Origin of the sequence: Micromonospora craterilacus (assembly GCF_003236315.1) — a bacterium.
Lineage (GTDB): Bacteria > Actinomycetota > Actinomycetes > Mycobacteriales > Micromonosporaceae > Micromonospora > Micromonospora craterilacus.
Genome location: NZ_POTY01000039.1, coordinates 1 through 19,046, shown reverse-complemented (window position 1 = coordinate 19,046; position 19,046 = coordinate 1). Strand labels below are relative to the sequence as shown.

Sequence of the window (19,046 nt, the reverse complement as noted above, 5' to 3'; positions counted from 1 at the left end):
CAGCGCGTCATCCTCGCCTCCCGCGTCCCAACGCCAGCACCGCGCCGGCCAGCACCGCCGCCGCGCCGGCCGCCACCGCGCCGAGCACCTGGTACTGCCGGCGGACCCGGCGCCGCACCTCGGCGTACGGGATGGTCGAGAAGGAGACCAGCTCGTACTGGGAGACGTACCGGCCGGGCAGCGCCCGCTCCAGCGCGTGCTCGACCCGCTTGCGGGTCTGGAACACCGGCGAGGCGACCTTGTCCCGCATTTCCACGAAGTTGGCCAGCGCCATCCGGGCGATCGCCTCGGCGTTCTCCTGCCGGCGGTGCTGGAACAGGGGCAACGCCGCCGACCAGTCGTCGGCGCACTCGGACAGGCAGCGGTCCAGCTCCACCACGTCCTCGAAGGCGCAGTTCGCGCCCTGGCCGTAGAACGGCACGATGGCGTGCGCCGCGTCGCCGAGCAGGCCGACCCGCCCGTCGACCTGCCACGGGTCGCACCGCACCGTGCCGAGCACGCCCACCGGGTTGTGCTGGTAGTCGTCGACCAGGTTCGGGGCGAGTGGGAGCAGGTCCGGGTAGTGCTGCGCGAAGTGCCGCTCGATCGCTGCCTTGCTGCCCAGCGAGGCGAAGCTGGCGGTGCCGTGGGTGGGCCAGAACAGCGTGCAGGTGAAGGAGCGATCCGGGTTGGGCAGGGCGATCATCATCGAGGTGCCGCGCGGCCAGATGTGCAGGGCACCCGGGTCGAGCGCGAAGTCGCCGCCCAGCGGCGGGATGGTGAGTTCCTTGTAGCCGTAGTCGAGGAAGTCGACGCTCTCGGTGAGCAGGCCGTGTTCGAGCAGCTGCCCGCGTACCGCCGAACCGGCGCCGTCGGTGCCGAGCACGACCCGGGCGCCCGCGGTGACCGGGCCCTGCGGGGTGTCGAAGGTCATCTCCCCGGTCGCCGGGTCCAACCCGACCAGCCGGTGGTCGAAGGCGATCCGCACTCCGGGCAGCTTGGCGGCGGCCTCCAGCAGCGCGTTGTTCAGTGCGCCCCGGCTGATCGAGTTGATCGCCCGGTCGCCGGAGACGCTGTACGGCTGGAACCCCGGCTCGCCCACCACCGGGTGCACCATCCGGCCGCGCATCGGCAGCGCGTCGACCATCACCTGCTCGGCCAGCCCGATCCGGCGCAGCGCGTCCAGGCCGCGCTCGGACAGCGCCAGGTTGATCGAGCGTCCCCGCTCAGCCGTCCCGGTACGCGGATCAGGCCGCCGCTCGTACAGCGCCACCGGATAGCCACGCCGGGCCAGGAAACAGGCCAGCAGGCAGCCGGCCAGCCCGGCGCCCACCACGGCGATCTCGTCGCGTTCCGTACTCATGCCGCCCCCTCGCTGCGCTCGGCGTCGGCATGCGGCACCACCGCACGGCATTGATGATTCGCTCGCGGACGCTCGCTCATGAGGATGCCTCCACCGTCGCGGACAGCGCGTCGGCGACCCGCCAGCAGTCGTGGTACGTCGAGTAGAGCGGCACCGGGGCGAACCGGACGACGTCCGGCTCCCGGGCGTCCGCGATCACGCCGTGTTCGTGTCGCAGCCGCTTGGTCAGCTCGTTGGCGCTGCCCTCGCCGATGCGCACCGAGAGCTGACAGCCACGTCGGCGCGGGTCGCGCGGGGTGACCACGGTGAGCGGTCGGTCGACGGTCACCTCGTCGAGCAACCGCTCCAGGTAGCCGGTGAGCCGCAGGCTGCGCTCGCGCAGCGCGGCCATGCCGACCGAGTCGAACAGCTCCAGCGAGGTGCGGACCGGGCCCATCGCGAAGATCGGCGGGTTGGAGATCTGCCACGCCTCGACGGTGGCCGGCGGCCGGCTGACCGGGGTCATCTCGAACCGGGTGGCCGCCGCCGTGCTCCACCAGCCCTCGTAGCGGGGAAGCGCGTCGTCGCCGTGGTGGCGCTCGTGCACGAAGACCCCACCGAGCGCTCCCGGCCCGGAGTTGAGGTACTTGTACGAGCACCAGGCGGCGAAGTCGACGTCCCAGTCGTGCAGCGCCAGCGGCACGTTGCCCGCCGCGTGCGCCAGGTCCCAGCCGACGACCGCACCGGCGGCCCGGCCGGCGGCGGTGATCGCGGGGATGTCCATCAGCTCGCCGGTGAGGTAGTTGACCCCGCCGAGCAGGACCAGCGCGACGGTGTGCCCCTCGGCCGCCAGGAACGCGGTGACGTCCTCGGTCCGCAGGTTCTCCTCACCCGGGCGCGGCCGGAGCCGGACCACGGCGGTGTCCGGGTCCAGGCCGTGGAACCGGGCCTGGCTGCGCACCGCGTAGCTGTCCGACGGGAAGGCGGTGTCCTCGATGACGATCCGGGTCCGCTCCCCGGCGGGCCGGTAGAAGCTGACCATCAGCAGGTGCAGGTTGACCGTCAGCGAGTTCATCACCACGGTCTCCGTGGGCAGCGCGCCGACCAGTCGCGCGGCCGGCGCCGTCAGCAGCTCGTGGTACGGCAGCCAGGGCCGTTCCGCCTCCAGGTGGCCCTCGACGCCGAGCCGGCTCCAGGCATCCAGGTCGGCCAGCAACTCGGTGCGGGTGGCCCGGGGTTGCAGGCCGAGCGAGTTGCCGGCCAGGTACGCGCTGTCGGGATAGCGGCCACCGTCGGCCGGCGGCACGTGGAACAGGTGCCGGTGCCCGGGGTCGGCGGCGTCCAGGCGGAGCGCCTCGGCTTCGGCCGAGCGTGCCCGCTCGGTCTCGTTCGTCGTCATCGTCCTCGCCTCACATCGCGGTACGGGCCGACCACAGCTCGGGGAAGACCACCCGGGCCATGCTGCGTTGCAGCCACGCCAGTCCGGCCGAGCCGCCGCTGCCGACCTTGGCACCCATGGTGCGCTGTACCGCCTTGATGTGGTGGTGTCGCCAGTCGCCGAACTGCTCGGCCACCTCGGTCAACGCCTCGCCGAGCAGCCGCAGGTGGTTGTCCGGGCCGGCGTCCGCGTAGATCTGCACCCAGGCCGCCTCCACCGCGGGGTGCGACTCGTGCTCGGTCGCCACGTCCCGCCCGAGCAGGTCGGCGGGCAGGTCGTGACCGTGCCGGGCGAGCAGGGCGACCACCTCGTCCCAGACGCTCGGCGTGGCCAGGCCCGCGGTCAGCTCCGCGTACACCTCGGGCTGCCGGCGGAATGGCCGGATCAGCGCCGGGTCGCGCAGCCCGAGCAGGAACTCCAACTGCCGGTACATGGCCGACTGGAAGCCCGAGCCCTCGCCGAGCAGGTTGCGGAATCGGTTGAAGTCGGCCGGGGTCATCCAGCGCAGGCCACGCCAGGCGGCGTTGAGCCCCTCCAGGTGCAGCGCGGCCCGACGAAGCGGAGCCTGCGCCTCCCACACCCGGTCGGCGCGCAGCAACCGGGCCGTGTCCCGCAGCTCGTGACAGGTCAGCCCGAAGTACAGCTCCATGATCTGGCTGACCATCAGGAAGGACATCTCGCCCGGGTCGCTGCTCAGCGGCTGTTGCAGCCGGTGCAGCGTGCTGGCCTGCACGTACGCGTCGTACGGCACCCGCTCGGCGAACTCCAGGGTCGGCTCGCCGCCGTTGCGGGCGGCACGGGCCGCTCGCTGTCGCCCCGTGACCGGACGCACCGCTGTCCGGGTTTCCGGGCGTAGTTCGGTCTGCTCCATGCGTCCGCCTCCTTCCTGGCTCGCGTCCAGTCATGATCTCTCGGTGGGAACGCCGGACGGAATGCCTGTTCAACGGCGCTTCCGCCGATCGACCTGCGGAACATAAGGCGCTCGCCAAGGTCGGCTTGTCGCACGTAAGGTCGGAGCGTGGACGAGATGGACTGGGCCCTGCTCCGCGAGTTGCAGGCCGACGCGCGGTTGTCGTTCAGTGAGCTGTCCCGGCGGGTGCATCTCTCCCCGCCCGCGGTGGCCGAGCGGGTGCGCCGGTTGGAGGAGGCCGGGGTGATCACCGGGTACCACGCCCACGTCGACCTGGCCCGCGCCGGCCGCACGGTGGTCGCGCTGATCCGGATGTCCTGCTACGGCGCCCGGTGCATCCTGCACGACCCGGACGTCGCCGGCTGGCCGGAGATCCTGGAGATCCACCGGATCACCGGCGACGCGTGCAGCGTGCTGAGGGTGGCAACCGGTTCGATCGGTGCGTTCGAGGCGGTCATCGACCGGCTCGCTCCGTACGGCCAGCCGTCGAGCACGATGGTGCTCTCCACCCCGCTCGACTGGCAGCCGGTCACCCCGTTGACCGGTCGCGGCGGTGCGGGTTAGCCGCCCGAGCAGAGGGAAAGCACGCGGGTCGCCCCAGCAGGACCGGTGCACCGGTGCCGGGAGGGAGGATCATGCGGGGTCCGCGACAGTACGGAGGCGTGCTCCACGCCCCGTCGACCATCGTCCGACTGCTCGGGGCGTTCGTCCTGATCGGGGCGTTCGTCCTGGTCGGCGCGGCGCCCGCCCGGGCGGGTGAGAACACCTTCGTCGAGGTGACACCGAACACCGTGCAGGCCGGTTCCCGGGTGCACATACGCGCCAGTTGCGACAACGCCAACAACCGGCAGGCCGAGGTGACCTCGGACGCGTTCCCCCGGGTCATCCTCCGGCCGGACAACGGCTTCCTCACCGGAGACGCCACCGTGCCGGGCAACAAGCAGGCCGGGGACTTTCCGGTGAACCTGCGCTGCAGCAACGGCCAGACGGCCAGCACCACCCTGACCGTGCTGAACATGGAACAGCCCACCAAGGGCCCGGCGACCGGTGGCGGCGGCACCGCGGGCCGGAGCATGGGCTCGATGCTGCTGCTCGGCGGTGCCGCGACGGTGGCCGCAGCAGTGGTGTTCGGGCTGTTCAGCAGCCGACGCCGGGCCGGCGGCTCCTGACCCACCATCGCCATGACCGGCGTCCGAGTACCCACGCCGGAACCGGGTCCACGCCCGGTCCGGCCCGCCACCCGCCCGGCACCCCGTGCCTGGCGGCGGGTGGTGGCCGCAGCGGCGGGCCGGTTCGGCCGGGCCGCCGCGCAGATGGGTTCGGCCAGCGTCGCCACGCCCGACCCGTCGGCCGCACCGCTGCCACCGAAGCCGCGCCACGGCTGGTCGGCCGGGGCCCGCTGGCGGGCCCGCTCCGGTCCGGGGCTGCCGGTGCTGGTGATCGGCACCCTGATGCTGCTGATCATCACGATGCTCGGCGTCGAGCGGCTGACCGGGGTGAGCCTGCTGCCCGACCGGTTCATCGCCGGGCTGGCACCTCCGCCGAAGAAGTTTCCGCTGCTGCCGGCGAGCGAGCCGGTCAGCCTGGAGATCAGCAAGATCGATCTGGACGCGCCGGTGCACAGCGTGGGCCTCGCGCCGGACGGCAGCATCGCCGCGCCGCCGGCGGAACGGGCCCAGGAGGCCGGGTGGTACGACCAGGGTCCGACCCCCGGCCAGTACGGCCCGGCCGTCATCGTCGGCCACGTCGACACCTCGACCGGCCCGGCGGTCTTCCAGAAGCTACGGGAGCTGCGCGCCGGCGACCGGGTCGAGGTCGCCCGCTCGGACGGCTCGGTGGCGGTCTTCGAGGTCAACCGGGTGGGCCGGTACGACAAGGAGTCCCTGCCGGCGGACGAGGTCTTCGGCGACTTCAGCCGGCCCGAGTTGCGGCTGATCACCTGCGGCGGACGCTGGGTCGGCGGGCCGACCGGCTACGCGGACAACGTGGTGGTGTTCGCCTCGCTGGTGCAGGCGCGCTGAGGTCAGGCTGCCGCGGGCTCGGGTCAGGCGGCTCCGGGCTCCGGTCAGGCGGCTCCGGGCTCCGGTCAGGCGGCTCCGGGCTCCGGTCAGGCGGCTCCGGGCTCCGGTCAGGCGGCTCCGGGCTCGGGTCAGCCTGCCGCGGGCTCCGGTCAGGCGGCTTCGGGCTCGCGAAGGTCGAGCCAGTCGGCCCAGCGCGGGTCGGGCGCCCGGTGGCCGAGCACCCGCCACGCCATCCCCTTCGGCGCGGCCGGCGGCGAGTGCAGCCGCCACCCGAGCTCGGCCGGGGTCTTGTCGCCCTTGGTGTGGTTGCACCTGGCGCAGGCGGCGACCACGTTCTCCCAGGCGTGCCGGCCACCCCGGCTGCGGGGGAAGACGTGGTCGATCGTCTCGGCCGGCCCCCGGCAGTAGGCGCAGCGCCAGCCGTCCCGGGCGAAGATCGCGCGGCGGGAAAGGCCAACATGGGTGCGGTACGGAACCCGGACGAACCGGGTGAGCCGGACGACCGAGGGCACCGGCAACGCGCTGCGGGCGCTGTGCAGGATGCCCTCGCCGTCGGCGACACAGACCGCCTTGGCGGACAGCACGAGGATCGCGGCACGACGTACCGATACGACACACAGCGGCTCGTAGGTGGCGTTGAGGACCAGCGCGCCGGAGCCCACCGTGGGTCGTATGTCAGGCATCGCGTCACCCTCCCGGTCAAGCGGCTTTCAGCTCGCCACCGCCGACCGGTGCCGGACGCAGGCGGGCACCACGTCGACGCCGGCCGGATCACCGACGTCCGTTGACCAATCGTCCCTGATCGGGCCCGCGAATGCACGTACTAATCCCGGGTACCTGGTGGAGCTTTCCGCCCGGCGAGGCCCGGCGGGATCCGGCGGGCCGGTGCGGAGTCCGGAGTCACCGGCCGGTGGGTCGGCGGCGGAGCCGCCGGATGGTTGCGGTACGAACACAGGGTGACCGCCAGCATCCTCAACCTCATCCCCGCCGCGCCCAGCCCGACGCCGGTCGAGACGCCCGAGACGCCCAGCCCGGAGTGCCTGCACGACAGCCTGGGCCTGTGCACGCCGCTGTGGAAACTGACCGGCTCGGTGTGGTTCGCCGAGGGCAGCTACTGGATCCTGGTCAAGCCGCTGCGGATCATCCTGATCGTGCTGCTGGCGGTGGGCGCCCGGTGGCTGGTGCACCGGACGATCCGCCGGCTGGTGCGGACCACCACCGACGCCGGGGTGCCGACCATGCTCCGCCCACTGCGCGAGCGGATCCCGACCGCCGCCACGGAGCCCGGCGATTTCGTCCCCGAGCGTCGCCGGCAGCGCGCCGAGGCGATCGGCTCGGTGCTGCGCAGCCTGGCCACGGCCTTCATCTTCGGCATCGCCCTGCTGATGGTGCTCAAGGAGTTCAGCTTCGACCTGGCGCCGCTGCTGGCCAGCGCGGGCATCGCCGGCGTGGCCCTCGGCTTCGGCGCGCAGAGCCTGGTGAAGGATCTGATCGCGGGCTTGTTCATGCTGATCGAGGACCAGTACGGAGTCGGTGACAACGTCGACCTCGGCGAGGCGACCGGCGTGGTGGAGGCGGTCGGGTTGCGGGTCACCACCGTCCGTGACGGGCGGGGCGTGCTCTGGTACATCCGTAACGGCGAGATCGTCCGGGTGGGTAACAAGAGCCAGGGCTGGGCGCTGGTGGTGATCGACCTGCCGATCGGCTTCGCCGGCACCGAGGAGGCCACGGCGGTGCTGCGTACCGCCGCCGCCTCGGTCGCCGTGGACCCGGAACTGGCACCGTCGATCGTCGAGCCGCCGGAGGTGCTCGGCGTCGAACAGATCACGGTGGAGGGCACGGTCATCCGCACGGTGGTCAAGACCACCGCCGAGGGGCAGTTCGCGGTGGGCCGGGAACTGCGTCGGCGGCTCGCCGAGGCACTGGAGAACTCGGGCATCACCGCGCGGATCGCGGCCGGGCGCCTCTTCCCCGGCGTACCTACTCAGACGGACGCCGACACCGGTCAGGGCGGAGCTACCTGAGCCGACCGGCGGGGCTCGCGGCCGAGCGGCCCCGAGGGTATCGTCCGTTCGTTCAGTCGGAGATGCGACGATCCAACCGTTCGCCCTAGCCAGTTGTCAGACGATCGGGCAGAATCCGGATGCACGTGCACGTGCACGCGCTTTCAAGCGTGGTCGTGTCCTCGCTGATCCGCAGATCTGACGATGGTTCCGGGGCGGCCGTCACGAGTGGCCTGCCACCGGGTCGATGGAGGCGATGGTGTCCGACGAGCGACCTTCTCCGGAAGGCCCGGCCACCTTCCGTGAAGTTTTCGCCCAGCGTGAGTACCGTGCCGTCTTCGCGGCGAGCACGCTGACCTGGATCGGCGACTACGTCGCCAAAGCGGCGATCACCCTGCTCGTCTATCAGGAGACCAAATCGGTCGCGCTGTCGGCCGCCGCCTTCGCGGTCAGTTACCTGCCCTGGCTGATCGGCGGGCCGCTGCTGGCCACCGTCGCCGAACGGCACCGCTACCGGCAGGTCATGGTCGTCTGCGACCTCATCCGGATGGCGTTGATGCTGGTCATCGCCGCCGGAGGGCTGCCGGTGCCGGTGATCCTGGCCCTGCTGTTCGCCACCACCCTGGCGAACCCACCGAGCCAGGCCTCCCGCTCCGCGCTGATGCCGCTGATCCTGCCCGGGGACCGGCTCGTCGTCGGGCTCTCGATCCAGGCCAGTGTGGGGCAGGCGGCCCAGGTCGTCGGCTACCTGCTCGGTGCCGCCGTGGCGACGGTCAACCCCACCGCGGCGCTGTTGATGAACGCGGGCACCTTCGCCCTGTCGGCCGTGGTGGTCCGCCTCGGAGTCCGGGACCGGCCGCCAGCGATGACCAGCAAGCATCGCAGCCACCTGCTGCGGGAGACCGCCGCCGGGTTCCAGATCGTGTTCGGCACGCCGGTGCTGCGGGCGATCGCCGTGCTGGTCTTCAGCGCCATGCTCTTCTCCATCGTGCCCGAAGGGCTGGCGGCCGCCTGGGCGAACAAACACGCCGGCGAGATGCATCCCGGTCTCGCGCAGGCGGTGATCATGGCAGCCGTCCCGGTCGGGTTCATCCTCGGCGGGCTGCTGGTCGGGCGCGCCGTCGCGCCGGCCCGCCGGCTGGTCCTGCTGCGGCCGTTCGCCGTCATCGCCCCGCTTGTCCTGGTGCCTGCGCTGCTCAACCCACCGCCAGTGGTGGTGGCGCTGCTCGCCGCTGCCTGCGGGTTCGCGGTCGCCGGCATCCTGCCGATGGCCAACGGGCTCTTCGTCCAGGCCCTTCCCGACGGCTTCCGGGCCCGGGCCTTCGGCGTGATGGCCACCGGCGTACAGGTCATCCAGGGCCTGGCTGTGCTGGTGACCGGGCTGCTCGCCGAGCGGTTCCCCATCCCGATCGTGGTGGGGCTGTGGAGCGCCGCCGGCGTGGTGCTGATGTCACTCGTGGTCCTGCGCTGGCCCGACCGACAGACCGTGGCGGCCGCCGTCGAGGCGGCCCAGCGCGCCTCGGCGGCCGGGTCGCAGCCGGAGTCGTCCCACGGGCAGCCATCCGGACACGTGGGGCCGGGCCGGCCCCGGCACGCGGTGACCTGAACCACCGTCGCCGGCGCGTCCCGGCCGGGCCGCCGGCCGCCGGCGCCTGGCAGGATGGAGCGGTGAATCCCGCAGCTGAGTCCCAGCCCCGCGGCGAGGCGGTCACGCTGTTCGACGCCGTCGGCGGCGAGCCCACGTTCCGCAAGCTGGTCGACGAGTTCTACGCCGGTATCGCCACCGACCCGCTGCTGCGCCCGATGTACCCGGAGGACGATCTCGGGCCGGCCGCCGAGCGGATGAGGCTCTTCCTCATCCAGTACTGGGGTGGCCCCAACACGTACTCCGCCCAACGGGGGCACCCCCGGCTGCGGATGCGGCACGCGCCGTTCCGGATCGGCGTGGCCGAACGCGACGCCTGGTTGCGGCACATGCGGCGGGCGGTCGACACCCTCGACCTGCCCCCGGCGATCGCCACCGAGCTCTGGGACTACCTGGAGCGGGCCGCGTTCTTCATGGTGAACACGATGGAGGACCCGGCGGCCGGCGCGTAACCCAGCCGCCGGCCTTATCTCCGCTCGTCGCGCGGGCGCGTGGTGCAGAAGATCAACATGACCCGCGTGACCTGGCGAAAGAGCACCCCGCAGCACATCCGGAAACCGCCGCCCCCTGCCTCTCCCGTCGCCCCGCCCCGCCTCGCCGATCTTGCAGTTTCTGTCGGTGCATATGTTGCACAAGCCGCCAAACGGCGACCGAAAGTGCATGATCGGCGAGGCGGGGGCGGGGCGAGGCGGGGCGAGGCGTGGCGTCACAGGCCAACGAGTCAGAGGAGGGCGCCCTCGTCGTGCAGCCAGTCGACGAAGCTGGTGGACACCGCCGCGCCGCAGTCGAGCAGTTCGACCAGGAGCGCGTCGTGGGTGCCCGCGGCGAGCGGCACCTGCAACTCGGCGTAGATCGGCAACTGGCCCCGCTCGGTGGCGTCACCCACGTACGCCTTGCAGAAGCGCCGGGTGTGGTTCCACTCGTTGACCACCCGGTAGGCACGGTCCGCCCAGTCCGGCGGCACCGTCGCGTGCGGCCGGGCCCGCAGTACGAGGATCTCGTCGTCGGGGCCTTCCAGGGTGACCAGCACGGCGTGCCGCTCCCACATGGCCAGCAGGTTGCCGTCCCCGTCGGCGAGGTATCGCACGTCGAGCAGGTCGAGCGCGTCGCAGATCCGGCGCAGGGTGACCGGTTCGACGGTGGCAGGCATGTCGGCGATCAACGGATGCTCCCCGCCCGGACACTCCTCCTCGGGCTGGCGGGGCGCCGGTAGTCCGACCCGGACGGCACCCTCCACCGTGATCCTGCTTCGAGTTTCCGAGTCACCGCCACTGGCGGGACCGGGGCGCCATGACCACCACGGCATCGCTCGCGCACCTCACTCCCCAGCGGATCCAGTCGCCTACGGTGGGTTGGATCCGAGGATGGACGGTACCCGGACAGCCGGAACGAAGCACCCCCCTAACGCTAGCCCAAACCCAGAAGGATGATGGGTGGTCATCCGTTCGGATGAGACACGAAGGGCCGCACGACAAGAGCCGTGGCCTTCTGCGACCAGACGGCTCCGTACGGTCCCACCAGGCCGACCCATCGGCCAGCCGCCCGAACCTGCACCCCGTCCGGCCCCGGCGAACCGCCGAGCGGGCCCAGGAAGCCCATTCGGACCAGCCCCTGCACCATCCGCTGGGTCACCTCCAAGGGACGGCCAGGCTCGTCGTCAGGGGTCACCACCACCGCCACGTGATCCAGCAGGGCGTCCCGCAGCGCCCGCTGCCCGACCGCCCGACCGGCCACCCCGTGCGTGGCGGCTTCCCGCAGGGTCCCCGCCGCCGCCTCGGCGAGCCGGCGCAGCTCCCCGCCCGGCAACGTCTCCACCTGCCGGCTGGCGGTGGGCGGCAACGCCCAGCGCCACTGCGCGTCTCGGCGGGCGGGCAGCGCGGCGCCGCCGGCCGCCAGTTCGGCGAGCAACTCCCCAGCGGCAACCGTGACGTCCCCGGCGCCCGCGCCGAGGACCGTACGCACCGCCAGCACTCCCCACGGCAGCCGGGCCCAGAGGGCGGTACGGGTGGGCGTACCGGCCGGACGTAGCCGGACCAGGGCGGCGCGCTCCAACCGGACGAGCCGGGCCAGGAAGGCCCCCGCGTCGTCGACGCCGTCGATGCCGTGCCCCGCACCGGCGGGGGGCGACGCCGATCCGCCGGCGGTGCCGGGGGTGCTGGGGTCGCTCACGCCGCGCCGCCGTTCTGGGCGTACCCGAGCAGGAAGGTGCGCTCCGGGTCGCTGAGCCGCCGGGGCAGCTGCTGGGCCAGGTCGAACGGGACCAGCACCGAACGCGCCCGGCTGACCAGCAGGTCACCGTCGTACATCTCGTAGCCGATGGTGAAGGACGCGGCCCGGATCTGCTCCACCCACAGTTCGATCCGGACGGTGGGGGCCGCCTCGGCGGTGGCCCGACTCAGCGCGTAGTCGACCGGGCGCAGGTAGTCGACCTCGTGCCGGCGGATCACCACACCGTCGGCGAACGAGTCGACCCCCGCTGCCCGGGCACCGACGAACATCAACGCCACCCGGGCCTCCTCGTAGAGGGTGAGGAAGCGGGCGTTGTTGACGTGGCCGTACGCGTCCAGGTCGGACCACCGCAGGGTGCACTGGTAGACGAACCGGTCAGCCAAGACGATCGGCCCCGCTCAGTCGCGGGTCAGCTTGCGGTACGTCACCCGGTGCGGCCGGGCCGCCTCGGCGCCGAGCCGGTCGATCTTGTTCTTCTCGTACGAATCGAAGTTGCCCTCGAACCAGAACCACTTGGCCGGGTTCTCGTCGTCGCCCTCCCAGGCCAGGATGTGCGTGGCGACCCGGTCCAGGAACATCCGGTCGTGGGAGATCACCACGGCGCAGCCGGGGAACTCCAGCAGCGCGTTCTCCAGGCTGGACAGGGTCTCCACGTCCAGGTCGTTGGTCGGCTCGTCGAGCAGGATCACGTTCCCGCCGATCTTGAGCGTCAGGGCCAGGTTGAGCCGGTTGCGCTCGCCGCCGGAGAGCACCTTGGTCGGCTTCTGCTGGTCCGGCCCCTTGAACCCGAACGCGGCGATGTACGCCCGCGACGGCATCTCGACCTTGCCGACCATCAGGTGGTCCAGCCCGTCGGAGACGACCTCCCAGACGGTCTTGTCTCCGTCCAGGCCCTGCCGGTTCTGGTCGACGTACGACAGCGAGACCGTCTCGCCGACCTTGACGGCGCCGTCGGTCGGCTGCTCCAACCCGACGATGGTCTTGAACAGGGTGGTCTTGCCGACGCCGTTCGGGCCGATGATGCCCACGATGCCGTTACGCGGCAGCGAGAACTCCAGGCCGTCGATGAGCACCCGGTCGCCGAAGCCCTTGGTCAGGCTCTGCGCCTCGATGACGGTGCTGCCCAGGCGCGGGCCCGGCGGGATCTGGATCTCCTCGAAGTCCAGCTTGCGGGTCTTCTCCGCCTCGGCGGCCATCTCGTCGTACCGGTCGAGGCGGGCCTTGGACTTGGTCTGCCGGGCCTTGGCGTTGGAGCGGACCCACTCCAGCTCCTCGGAGAGCCGCTTCTTCATCTTGGCGTCGCGGCGGCCCTCGACGGCCAGCCGGGCGGCCTTCTTCTCCAGATAGGTGGAGTAGTTGCCCTCGTAGCCGATGGCCCGGCCGCGGTCCAGCTCCAGGATCCAGCCGGCCACGTTGTCGAGGAAGTAGCGGTCGTGGGTGATCGCCAGCACGGTGCCGGCGTACTTGGCCAGGTGCTGCTCCAGCCACTGCACGCTCTCCGCGTCCAGGTGGTTGGTGGGCTCGTCGAGCAGCAGCAGGTCGGGCGCCTCCAGCAGCAGCTTGCACAGCGCCACCCGGCGGCGCTCACCACCGGAGAGCTGGGTGACGTCGGCGTCCGGCGGCGGGCAGCGCAGCGCGTCCATCGCCAGTTCGAGCTTGGAGTCGATGTCCCAGGCGTCGGCGTTGTCCAGCTGCTCCTGGAGCTTGCCCATCTCCTCCATCAGCTCGTCGGAGTAGTCGGTGGCCATCTGCTCGGCGATCGAGTTGAACCGCTCCAGCTTGGCCTTGGTCTCCGCGACCGCCTCCTCGACGTTGCCGAGGACGGTCTTGGCGTCGTTGAGCGGCGGCTCCTGGGCCAGCATGCCGACGGTGAAGCCGGGCATGAGCCGGGCCTCGCCGTTGCTCGGCTGGTCCCAGCCTGCCATGATCTTGAGAAGGCTGGACTTACCGGCGCCGTTCGGACCGACCACACCGATCTTGGCGCCCGGCAGGAAGTTCAGCGTCACGTTGTCGAGCACGACCTTGTCGCCGTGCGCCTTGCGCGCCTTCTCCAGGACGTAGATGAACTGGGCCACGGTGCGGGCTACCTCCGTCGGGTTGCGTTCGCCGATTTGCGGGTGCGGGGCGCAAGCCGCGACCGCCGCCGGCCGCCGCCGGCCGGGAACCGGCCGCGCGCACGCCATCATCAATCCTGACAGGTACGCCGGGCATTCCCCACATCGCCCCGCCCGGCCGTACGCCCGGGCAGCCGCCCCACCCCCGGGCCGCCGCTGGGCGGCTGACCTGTCAACATGATCACGTTCGCGGTTCGGCAAGTCTGGGACGGGTAGGTGACTCCGGCACGGGGGAACAGACGCCGCAGCTACGCTCAGTACGCTCATCGCGGTGGGACCCGTCAGCACCCGGAGGTGGCAGATCGTGACCGTCCGTAGCTCCTTTGTCGTAGTGGCGAACCGACTGCCGGTCGACGAGGTGAGCACACCCGAGGGACGGCAGTGGCGACGCAGCCCCGGCGGGCTGGTCACCGCGCTGCATCCCGTCCTGGCCGAGCACCATGGCACCTGGGTTGGCTGGGCCGGCGGCACCGGCGCGGCCCCCGAGCCGTTCGACCTGGAGGGCATCCGGCTGCATCCGGTGCCGCTGAGCGCCGAGGAGCTGGAGCGCTACTACGAGGGTCAGTCCAACGCCACGATCTGGCCGCTCTACCACGACGCCGTCGAGACACCCGCCTACAAGCGCCGCTGGCGCGAGGCGTACCGCCTGGTCAACGCCCGGTTCGCGGAGGCGGCGGCGGAGGTGGCGGCCGAGGGTGCCACGGTGTGGGTCCAGGACTACCAGCTCCAACTGGTGCCGGCGATGCTCCGGGAACTGCGCCCCGACCTGCGGATCGGCTTCTTCCTGCACATCCCGTTCCCGCCGATCGAGCTGTTCATGCAGATGCCGTTCCGCACCGAGATCCTGCGCGGTCTGCTCGGTGCCGACCTGGTCGGGTTCCAGCAGCGGCTGGCCGCGCAGAACTTCGTCCGGCTGGCCCGGCACCTGCTCGGCCTGCGCTACGAGGGGCAGATGATCCAGGTGGACGGCCGTCAGGTGAAGGCCGGCGCCTTTCCCATCTCCATCGACACCAAGGAGATGGAGCGGCTGGCTTCGGACCCGGCGATCCAGGCCCGGGCCAAGGAGATCCGCGAGGAGCTGGGCAACCCGCGGACGATCATCCTGGGCGTGGACCGGTTGGATTACACCAAGGGCATCGAGTTGCGCCTCAAGGCCTTCCGCGAGTTGCTGGCTGACGGAAAGTTGACAGTCCCCGACGCTGTTATGGTGCAGGTGGCCACCCCGAGCCGCGAACGCGTCGAGCACTACCAGGCACTTCGCGTCAAGGTCGAGCGCGAGGTCGGTCGGATTAATGGCGAATTCGGCAGGGTCGGGGTGCCGGCGGTGCATTATCTGCATCAGTCGTACAGTCGCACCGAACTGGCTGCGATGTACGCCGCTGCCGACGTGATGATGGTGACCCCGCTTCGAGACGGAATGAACCTCGTGGCCAAGGAGTACGTCGCATCTAGGGCAGACCACGGGGGCGCTCTCGTACTCAGTGAGTTCGCCGGCGCAGCCACCGAGCTGCGCCAGGCGTTCCTGTGCAACCCGCACGATCCCGACGCAGTCAAGGATGCCCTGCTGCGGGCCGTGCATGTGGAGAAGCCGGAGGCTCGTCGCCGTATGCGGACCATGCAACGCCATTTGCGCACCCACGATGTGGGGCACTGGGCGAAGTCCTTCCTCACCGAACTCGGTGTGCCCGACATGGAGGCGGCGTGAACGTCGCAACCAACGACATCATCACGCCCGCAGCCGGGACCATGGATCCCGAGCTGCGGGCCGCCATCGGGCGGATCGCCCGGGTGCCACAGCTGCTGATCGCCTGCGACTACGACGGCACGCTAGCGCCGATCGTGGAGGATCCGAGCAAAGCCGTACCGCTGCCCGAGTCGGTGGCGGCGGTGCGCGCCCTGGCCGCGCTGCCGCAGACCACCGTGGCGGTGGTCTCCGGCCGCGCGCTGCGCGACCTGGCCGCGCTCTCCCGGCTGCCCAGTGAGGTCCACCTGGTCGGCAGCCACGGCTCCGAGTTCGACATCGGCTTCGTCGAACGGCTCTCCCCCGAGCTGATCGCCGTGCGCACCCGGCTGCGGGACGCGCTGCGCGAGATCGCCGCGGCCCATCCGGGCGTACGGCTCGAACGCAAGCCGGCCAGCGTCGCCGTGCACACCCGCGGGGTGGACCCCCAGGTGGCCGCCGCCGCCATCGACGCGGTCCGGAGCGGCCCGGCGACCTGGGATGACGTCACCGTCACCCAGGGCAAGGAGGTCATCGAGCTGTCCGTGGTGGCCACCCACAAGGGCACCGCGGTGGATCAGCTGCGCACCCAGCTCTCGGCCAGCGCGGTGCTCTTCATCGGCGACGACGTCACGGACGAGAACGCCTTCGGCAACCTGACCGGCCCGGACCTCGGCATCAAGATCGGCCCGGGCGAGACCAAGGCCGGTTACCGGGTGGCCGAGCCGATCGAGGCCGCCCGCGCCCTCGGCCTGCTCCTGGAGACCCGCCGGCACTGGCTGTTCGGCGAGCGGGCGGTGCCGATCGAGCGGCACTCGATGCTGGCCAACGGGCGGACGGTCGCACTACTCACGCCCGACGCCAAGGTCAGCTGGCTGTGCAACCCCAAGCCCGACTCGGCGGCGATCTTCGCGGACCTGGTCGGCGGCAGCCCGGCCGGATACTTCAGCGTCGCCCCGGAGCGCGGCGGCATCCCGCTGGGCCAGCGCTACCGCTCGGGCACGATGACCGTGGAGACCCGGTGGTCGGGCCTCACCGTCACCGACTGGCTCGACAAGCCCGACCCCAAGGCCACGCCGGACGGGCCGGCGATCATCTCCGGCGACTCGACCCTGATCCGACTGCTGACCGGCACCGGCCGGGTCCGGGTGGAGTTCGCGCCACGGCCGGAATTCGCGCAGGTCGCGGTGCAGCTACAGCCGCTCGACGACGGCCTGCTGGTGCTCGGCTCCAACGAGCCGGTCGCGCTCTACTCCCCCGGCGTGCAGTGGGAGGTCGGCAACGACGGCGGGTACGAGAGCGCCAAGGCGGTGGTGGATCTCGCCGCGCTCGGCGGGCAGGTGGTGCTGGAGCTGCGCTTCGGCACGCACAGCCTGGAACACCACCGGCTGCCGATCCACGAGCGGCAGGCCGCGGCGGAACGGCCCTGGAAGGAGTGGGTGGCCTCGCTGCGGCTGCCGACCACCGCCCGGGACCTGGTTGCCCGCAGCGCGCTGACGCTGCGCGGTCTCTGCCACGAGGCGACCGGTTCGATCCTGGCCGCGGCCACCACCTCGCTGCCCGAGGAACTGGGCGGCGTCCGCAACTGGGACTACCGCTACTGCTGGCTGCGCGACGCCGCGATGACCGCCCGGGCCCTGGTCGACCTGGGTTCGATCACCGAGGCCGAGGCGCTGCTGCGCTGGGTGGACGGTTGTGTGGAGCGGACCGGCGGGCATCCCGAACGGCTGCACCCGCTCTACACGGTGGACGGCTACGAGCTGGGTGCCGAGGCTGTCATCGACACCCTGCCCGGCTACGCCGGCTCCCGGCCGGTACGCGTCGGCAACCTCGCCAACCACCAGCTCCAGCTGGACGTCTTCGGCCCGATCGCCGACCTGATCGCCGCCACGGCCGACGCCCGCGGCTCGGTCCGCGCGGAGGAGTGGCGGGTGCTGGAGAACATGGTCGAGGCGGTCCGCCGCCGCTGGCACGAGCCGGACCACGGCATCTGGGAGGCCCGTCTGCCGCCCCGGCACCACATCTTCTCCAAGGTGATGTGCTGGATGACCGTCGACCGTGCGCTGCACGTGATGCGCCAGCACGGCGGCGAGGACCGCCCGGAATGGGTGGAGCTGCGCGACCGGATCGGCGCCAACGTGCTCGAGAACGGCTGGCACGAGCACGCCGAGGCGTACAGCGTCGCCTACGGCGACGAGGACATGGACGCCTCGTCGCTGTGGATCGGCCTGTCCGGCCTGTTGCCCGGTGACGATCCGCGCTTCCTCTCCACCGTCCTGAAGATCGAAGCGGACCTGCGCAGTGGCCCGGTCGTCTACCGCTACCACTGGGACGACGGCCTGCCCGGCCGCGAGGGCGGCTTCCACATCTGCACCGCGTGGCTGGTCGAGGCGTACCTGCGCACCGGGCGGCGCACCGACGCCGAGGAGCTGTTCATCCAGATGATCGACACGGCGGGCCCGACCGGGCTGCTGCCCGAGCAGTACGACCCGCTCGCCGAGCGCGGCCTGGGCAACCACCCGCAGGCGTACAGCCACCTCGGGGTCATCCGCTGCGCGCTCCTGCTGGACAACATGCTCAAGCAGTAACCACCGCACGACCCGCTCAAAGCGGCCGGAGACGGATGTCTCCGGCCGCTTTCGCATCTCGGCACGTTTGTCCGCCGAGGTGGCGGTGTCCGTTCCGTCCCGTGCCGCCGCGCCGCGCCTCGCCGTCCGGTCAGCAGACGGATGCTCGTTCCGTCCGATACTGCCCCGCCGCATCTGGCCGACCGGTCAGCTGGCGGATGCTCGTTCCCTCCAACGCTGCCGCGCCGCGCCCAGCCGTCCGGCCAGGTGGCGAATGCTCGTTCCGTCCGATGCTGCCGCGGCGCGCCGGGCCGACCGGTCAGGTGGCGGATGTTCGTTCCGTCCGGTGCTGCCGATGAGGAGCTCCGCCTGACTGTCCGCCGGCGAGGCGGATGTCCGGTTTCCGGGTGTGGCCGGCCGGCCCGGGGCGGAATCCCCGGCGGGTGGGTGGCGTTGTATCGGGTGGCTGACCGAGCAGGGCCGCCCCGCCGCTTGCAGGCGGGTGCCGCCACCGGCGGATCCCCGGAATGACCCGCCCCGGTCGGTCGTTGAACATGGTCCCGGCGCCGCGAAGGGCCCCTGCCCCGCGAGCCAGCCGGCCTGAGTCTTCCCTTGTCTTTCAGCGCCAGGTTAAGGCGCTCACCCCCGCGTGCCGATCCCCCCTTGCCGGCGCGTGGACATCTACCCCCGAATGGAGCTTTGATCATGAACTCGATGCTGCGTAAGAGCGTTCTCGGTATCGCTGGTCTGGCCTTCGCCGGTGGCGTGTTCGCCGGTCCGATCGCCCACGCGGACGCCGCTCCGGCGACCGCCGGCAAGCCGGTCTCGGCCGTGCAGGCCGACAAGCCCGACACCAGCAAGCTGATCCCGAACGGCGTGCAGGGCGCCCAGTCCCGCATCGACCTCAACGGCGAGCAGACCGCCAACGTCAAGGCGATCATCGCCGCGACGAAGAAGACCGGCATGGACGAGCGTGCCGCGGTGGTGTCCATCGCGACGGCTCTGCAGGAGTCGAAGCTGGAGAACCTGGGTCACCTCGGTGACCGCAACGACCACGACTCGCAGGGCCTGTTCCAGC

16 protein-coding genes and 1 pseudogene are annotated in these 19,046 nt (G+C 71.6%); 9 read left to right on the top strand and 8 right to left on the bottom strand.

The window, feature by feature from the left end:
• Nucleotides 1–7 precede the first annotated feature (7 nt).
• The 3 genes from C1I95_RS09145 to C1I95_RS09135 all read right to left on the bottom strand — a co-directional run bounded on the left by C1I95_RS09145 (nucleotide 8) and on the right by C1I95_RS09135 (nucleotide 3,630).
• Nucleotides 8–1,342 (bottom strand): FAD-dependent oxidoreductase, encoded by a 1,335-nt coding sequence (locus tag C1I95_RS09145; RefSeq protein WP_111213356.1) that lies wholly within the window; start codon nucleotides 1,340–1,342, stop codon nucleotides 8–10.
• Between the two features lie 76 nt (nucleotides 1,343–1,418).
• On the bottom strand, nucleotides 1,419–2,720 hold the full coding sequence (gene kynU, locus C1I95_RS09140; protein ID WP_111213355.1) for a kynureninase: 1,302 nt from the start codon (nucleotides 2,718–2,720) through the stop codon (nucleotides 1,419–1,421).
• Between the two features lie 10 nt (nucleotides 2,721–2,730).
• Nucleotides 2,731–3,630, bottom strand: coding sequence for a tryptophan 2,3-dioxygenase (locus tag C1I95_RS09135; RefSeq protein ID WP_111213354.1), 900 nt, complete (start codon nucleotides 3,628–3,630; stop codon nucleotides 2,731–2,733).
• Nucleotides 3,631–3,777: 147 nt separating this feature from the next.
• Here C1I95_RS09135 and C1I95_RS09130 point away from each other — a divergent pair, with 147 nt between their 5' ends.
• From C1I95_RS09130 to C1I95_RS09120, 3 genes are all read left to right on the top strand, one after another.
• Nucleotides 3,778–4,233: an Lrp/AsnC family transcriptional regulator gene (locus C1I95_RS09130; RefSeq protein ID WP_111213353.1), complete on the top strand. Its 456-nt coding sequence runs from the start codon at nucleotides 3,778–3,780 to the stop codon at nucleotides 4,231–4,233.
• Between the two features lie 71 nt (nucleotides 4,234–4,304).
• On the top strand, nucleotides 4,305–4,838 hold the full coding sequence (locus tag C1I95_RS09125) for a hypothetical protein (RefSeq protein ID WP_233513439.1): 534 nt from the start codon (nucleotides 4,305–4,307) through the stop codon (nucleotides 4,836–4,838).
• Between the two features lie 12 nt (nucleotides 4,839–4,850).
• The gene (locus C1I95_RS09120) at nucleotides 4,851–5,690 is read left to right on the top strand and encodes a class F sortase (RefSeq protein WP_111213352.1); all 840 of its coding nucleotides are present in this window, start codon (nucleotides 4,851–4,853) and stop codon (nucleotides 5,688–5,690) included.
• Nucleotides 5,691–5,839: 149 nt separating this feature from the next.
• Here C1I95_RS09120 and C1I95_RS09115 read toward each other — a convergent pair whose 3' ends face one another.
• A complete protein-coding gene (locus C1I95_RS09115; protein ID WP_111213351.1) occupies nucleotides 5,840–6,373 on the bottom strand; it encodes an HNH endonuclease in 534 nt (177 codons plus the stop codon).
• Nucleotides 6,374–6,658: 285 nt separating this feature from the next.
• Between C1I95_RS09115 and C1I95_RS09110 the strand changes: the two genes are divergently transcribed.
• The 3 genes from C1I95_RS09110 to C1I95_RS09100 all read left to right on the top strand — a co-directional run bounded on the left by C1I95_RS09110 (nucleotide 6,659) and on the right by C1I95_RS09100 (nucleotide 9,790).
• A complete protein-coding gene (locus C1I95_RS09110) occupies nucleotides 6,659–7,714 on the top strand; it encodes a mechanosensitive ion channel family protein (RefSeq protein WP_233513440.1) in 1,056 nt (351 codons plus the stop codon).
• 235 nt (nucleotides 7,715–7,949) lie between these two features.
• Nucleotides 7,950–9,299, top strand: a complete 1,350-nt coding sequence (locus C1I95_RS09105) for an MFS transporter (RefSeq protein WP_111213376.1) — start codon at nucleotides 7,950–7,952, stop codon at nucleotides 9,297–9,299.
• 62 nt (nucleotides 9,300–9,361) lie between these two features.
• Nucleotides 9,362–9,790, top strand: coding sequence for a globin (locus C1I95_RS09100; protein ID WP_111213349.1), 429 nt, complete (start codon nucleotides 9,362–9,364; stop codon nucleotides 9,788–9,790).
• Between the two features lie 269 nt (nucleotides 9,791–10,059).
• On the opposite strand, the gene C1I95_RS09095 is transcribed toward C1I95_RS09100, so the two are convergent.
• The 4 genes from C1I95_RS09095 to ettA form a co-directional block, all read right to left on the bottom strand.
• On the bottom strand, nucleotides 10,060–10,644 hold the full coding sequence (locus C1I95_RS09095; protein WP_111213348.1) for a type III secretion system chaperone family protein: 585 nt from the start codon (nucleotides 10,642–10,644) through the stop codon (nucleotides 10,060–10,062).
• A 131-nt stretch (nucleotides 10,645–10,775) separates the two neighbouring features.
• The gene (locus C1I95_RS09090; protein ID WP_111213347.1) at nucleotides 10,776–11,507 is read right to left on the bottom strand and encodes a DUF8185 domain-containing protein; all 732 of its coding nucleotides are present in this window, start codon (nucleotides 11,505–11,507) and stop codon (nucleotides 10,776–10,778) included.
• Nucleotides 11,504–11,950, bottom strand: a complete 447-nt coding sequence (locus C1I95_RS09085) for an acyl-CoA thioesterase (RefSeq protein ID WP_111213346.1) — start codon at nucleotides 11,948–11,950, stop codon at nucleotides 11,504–11,506. Before C1I95_RS09085 ends, C1I95_RS09090 begins: the two co-directional genes overlap by 4 nt.
• 15 nt (nucleotides 11,951–11,965) lie before the next feature.
• Nucleotides 11,966–13,642 (bottom strand): energy-dependent translational throttle protein EttA, encoded by a 1,677-nt coding sequence (gene ettA, locus C1I95_RS09080; RefSeq protein ID WP_111213375.1) that lies wholly within the window; start codon nucleotides 13,640–13,642, stop codon nucleotides 11,966–11,968.
• Nucleotides 13,643–13,985: 343 nt separating this feature from the next.
• Here ettA and C1I95_RS09075 point away from each other — a divergent pair, with 343 nt between their 5' ends.
• From C1I95_RS09075 to C1I95_RS09065, 3 genes and pseudogenes are all read left to right on the top strand, one after another.
• Nucleotides 13,986–15,386: an alpha,alpha-trehalose-phosphate synthase (UDP-forming) gene (locus C1I95_RS09075; protein ID WP_111213345.1), complete on the top strand. Its 1,401-nt coding sequence runs from the start codon at nucleotides 13,986–13,988 to the stop codon at nucleotides 15,384–15,386.
• A gap of 41 nt (nucleotides 15,387–15,427) precedes the next feature.
• A complete protein-coding gene (otsB, locus tag C1I95_RS09070) occupies nucleotides 15,428–17,989 on the top strand; it encodes a trehalose-phosphatase (protein WP_111213374.1) in 2,562 nt (853 codons plus the stop codon).
• Between the two features lie 684 nt (nucleotides 17,990–18,673).
• A pseudogene (locus C1I95_RS09065) lies at nucleotides 18,674–19,046 on the top strand (hypothetical protein); the annotation flags it as partial.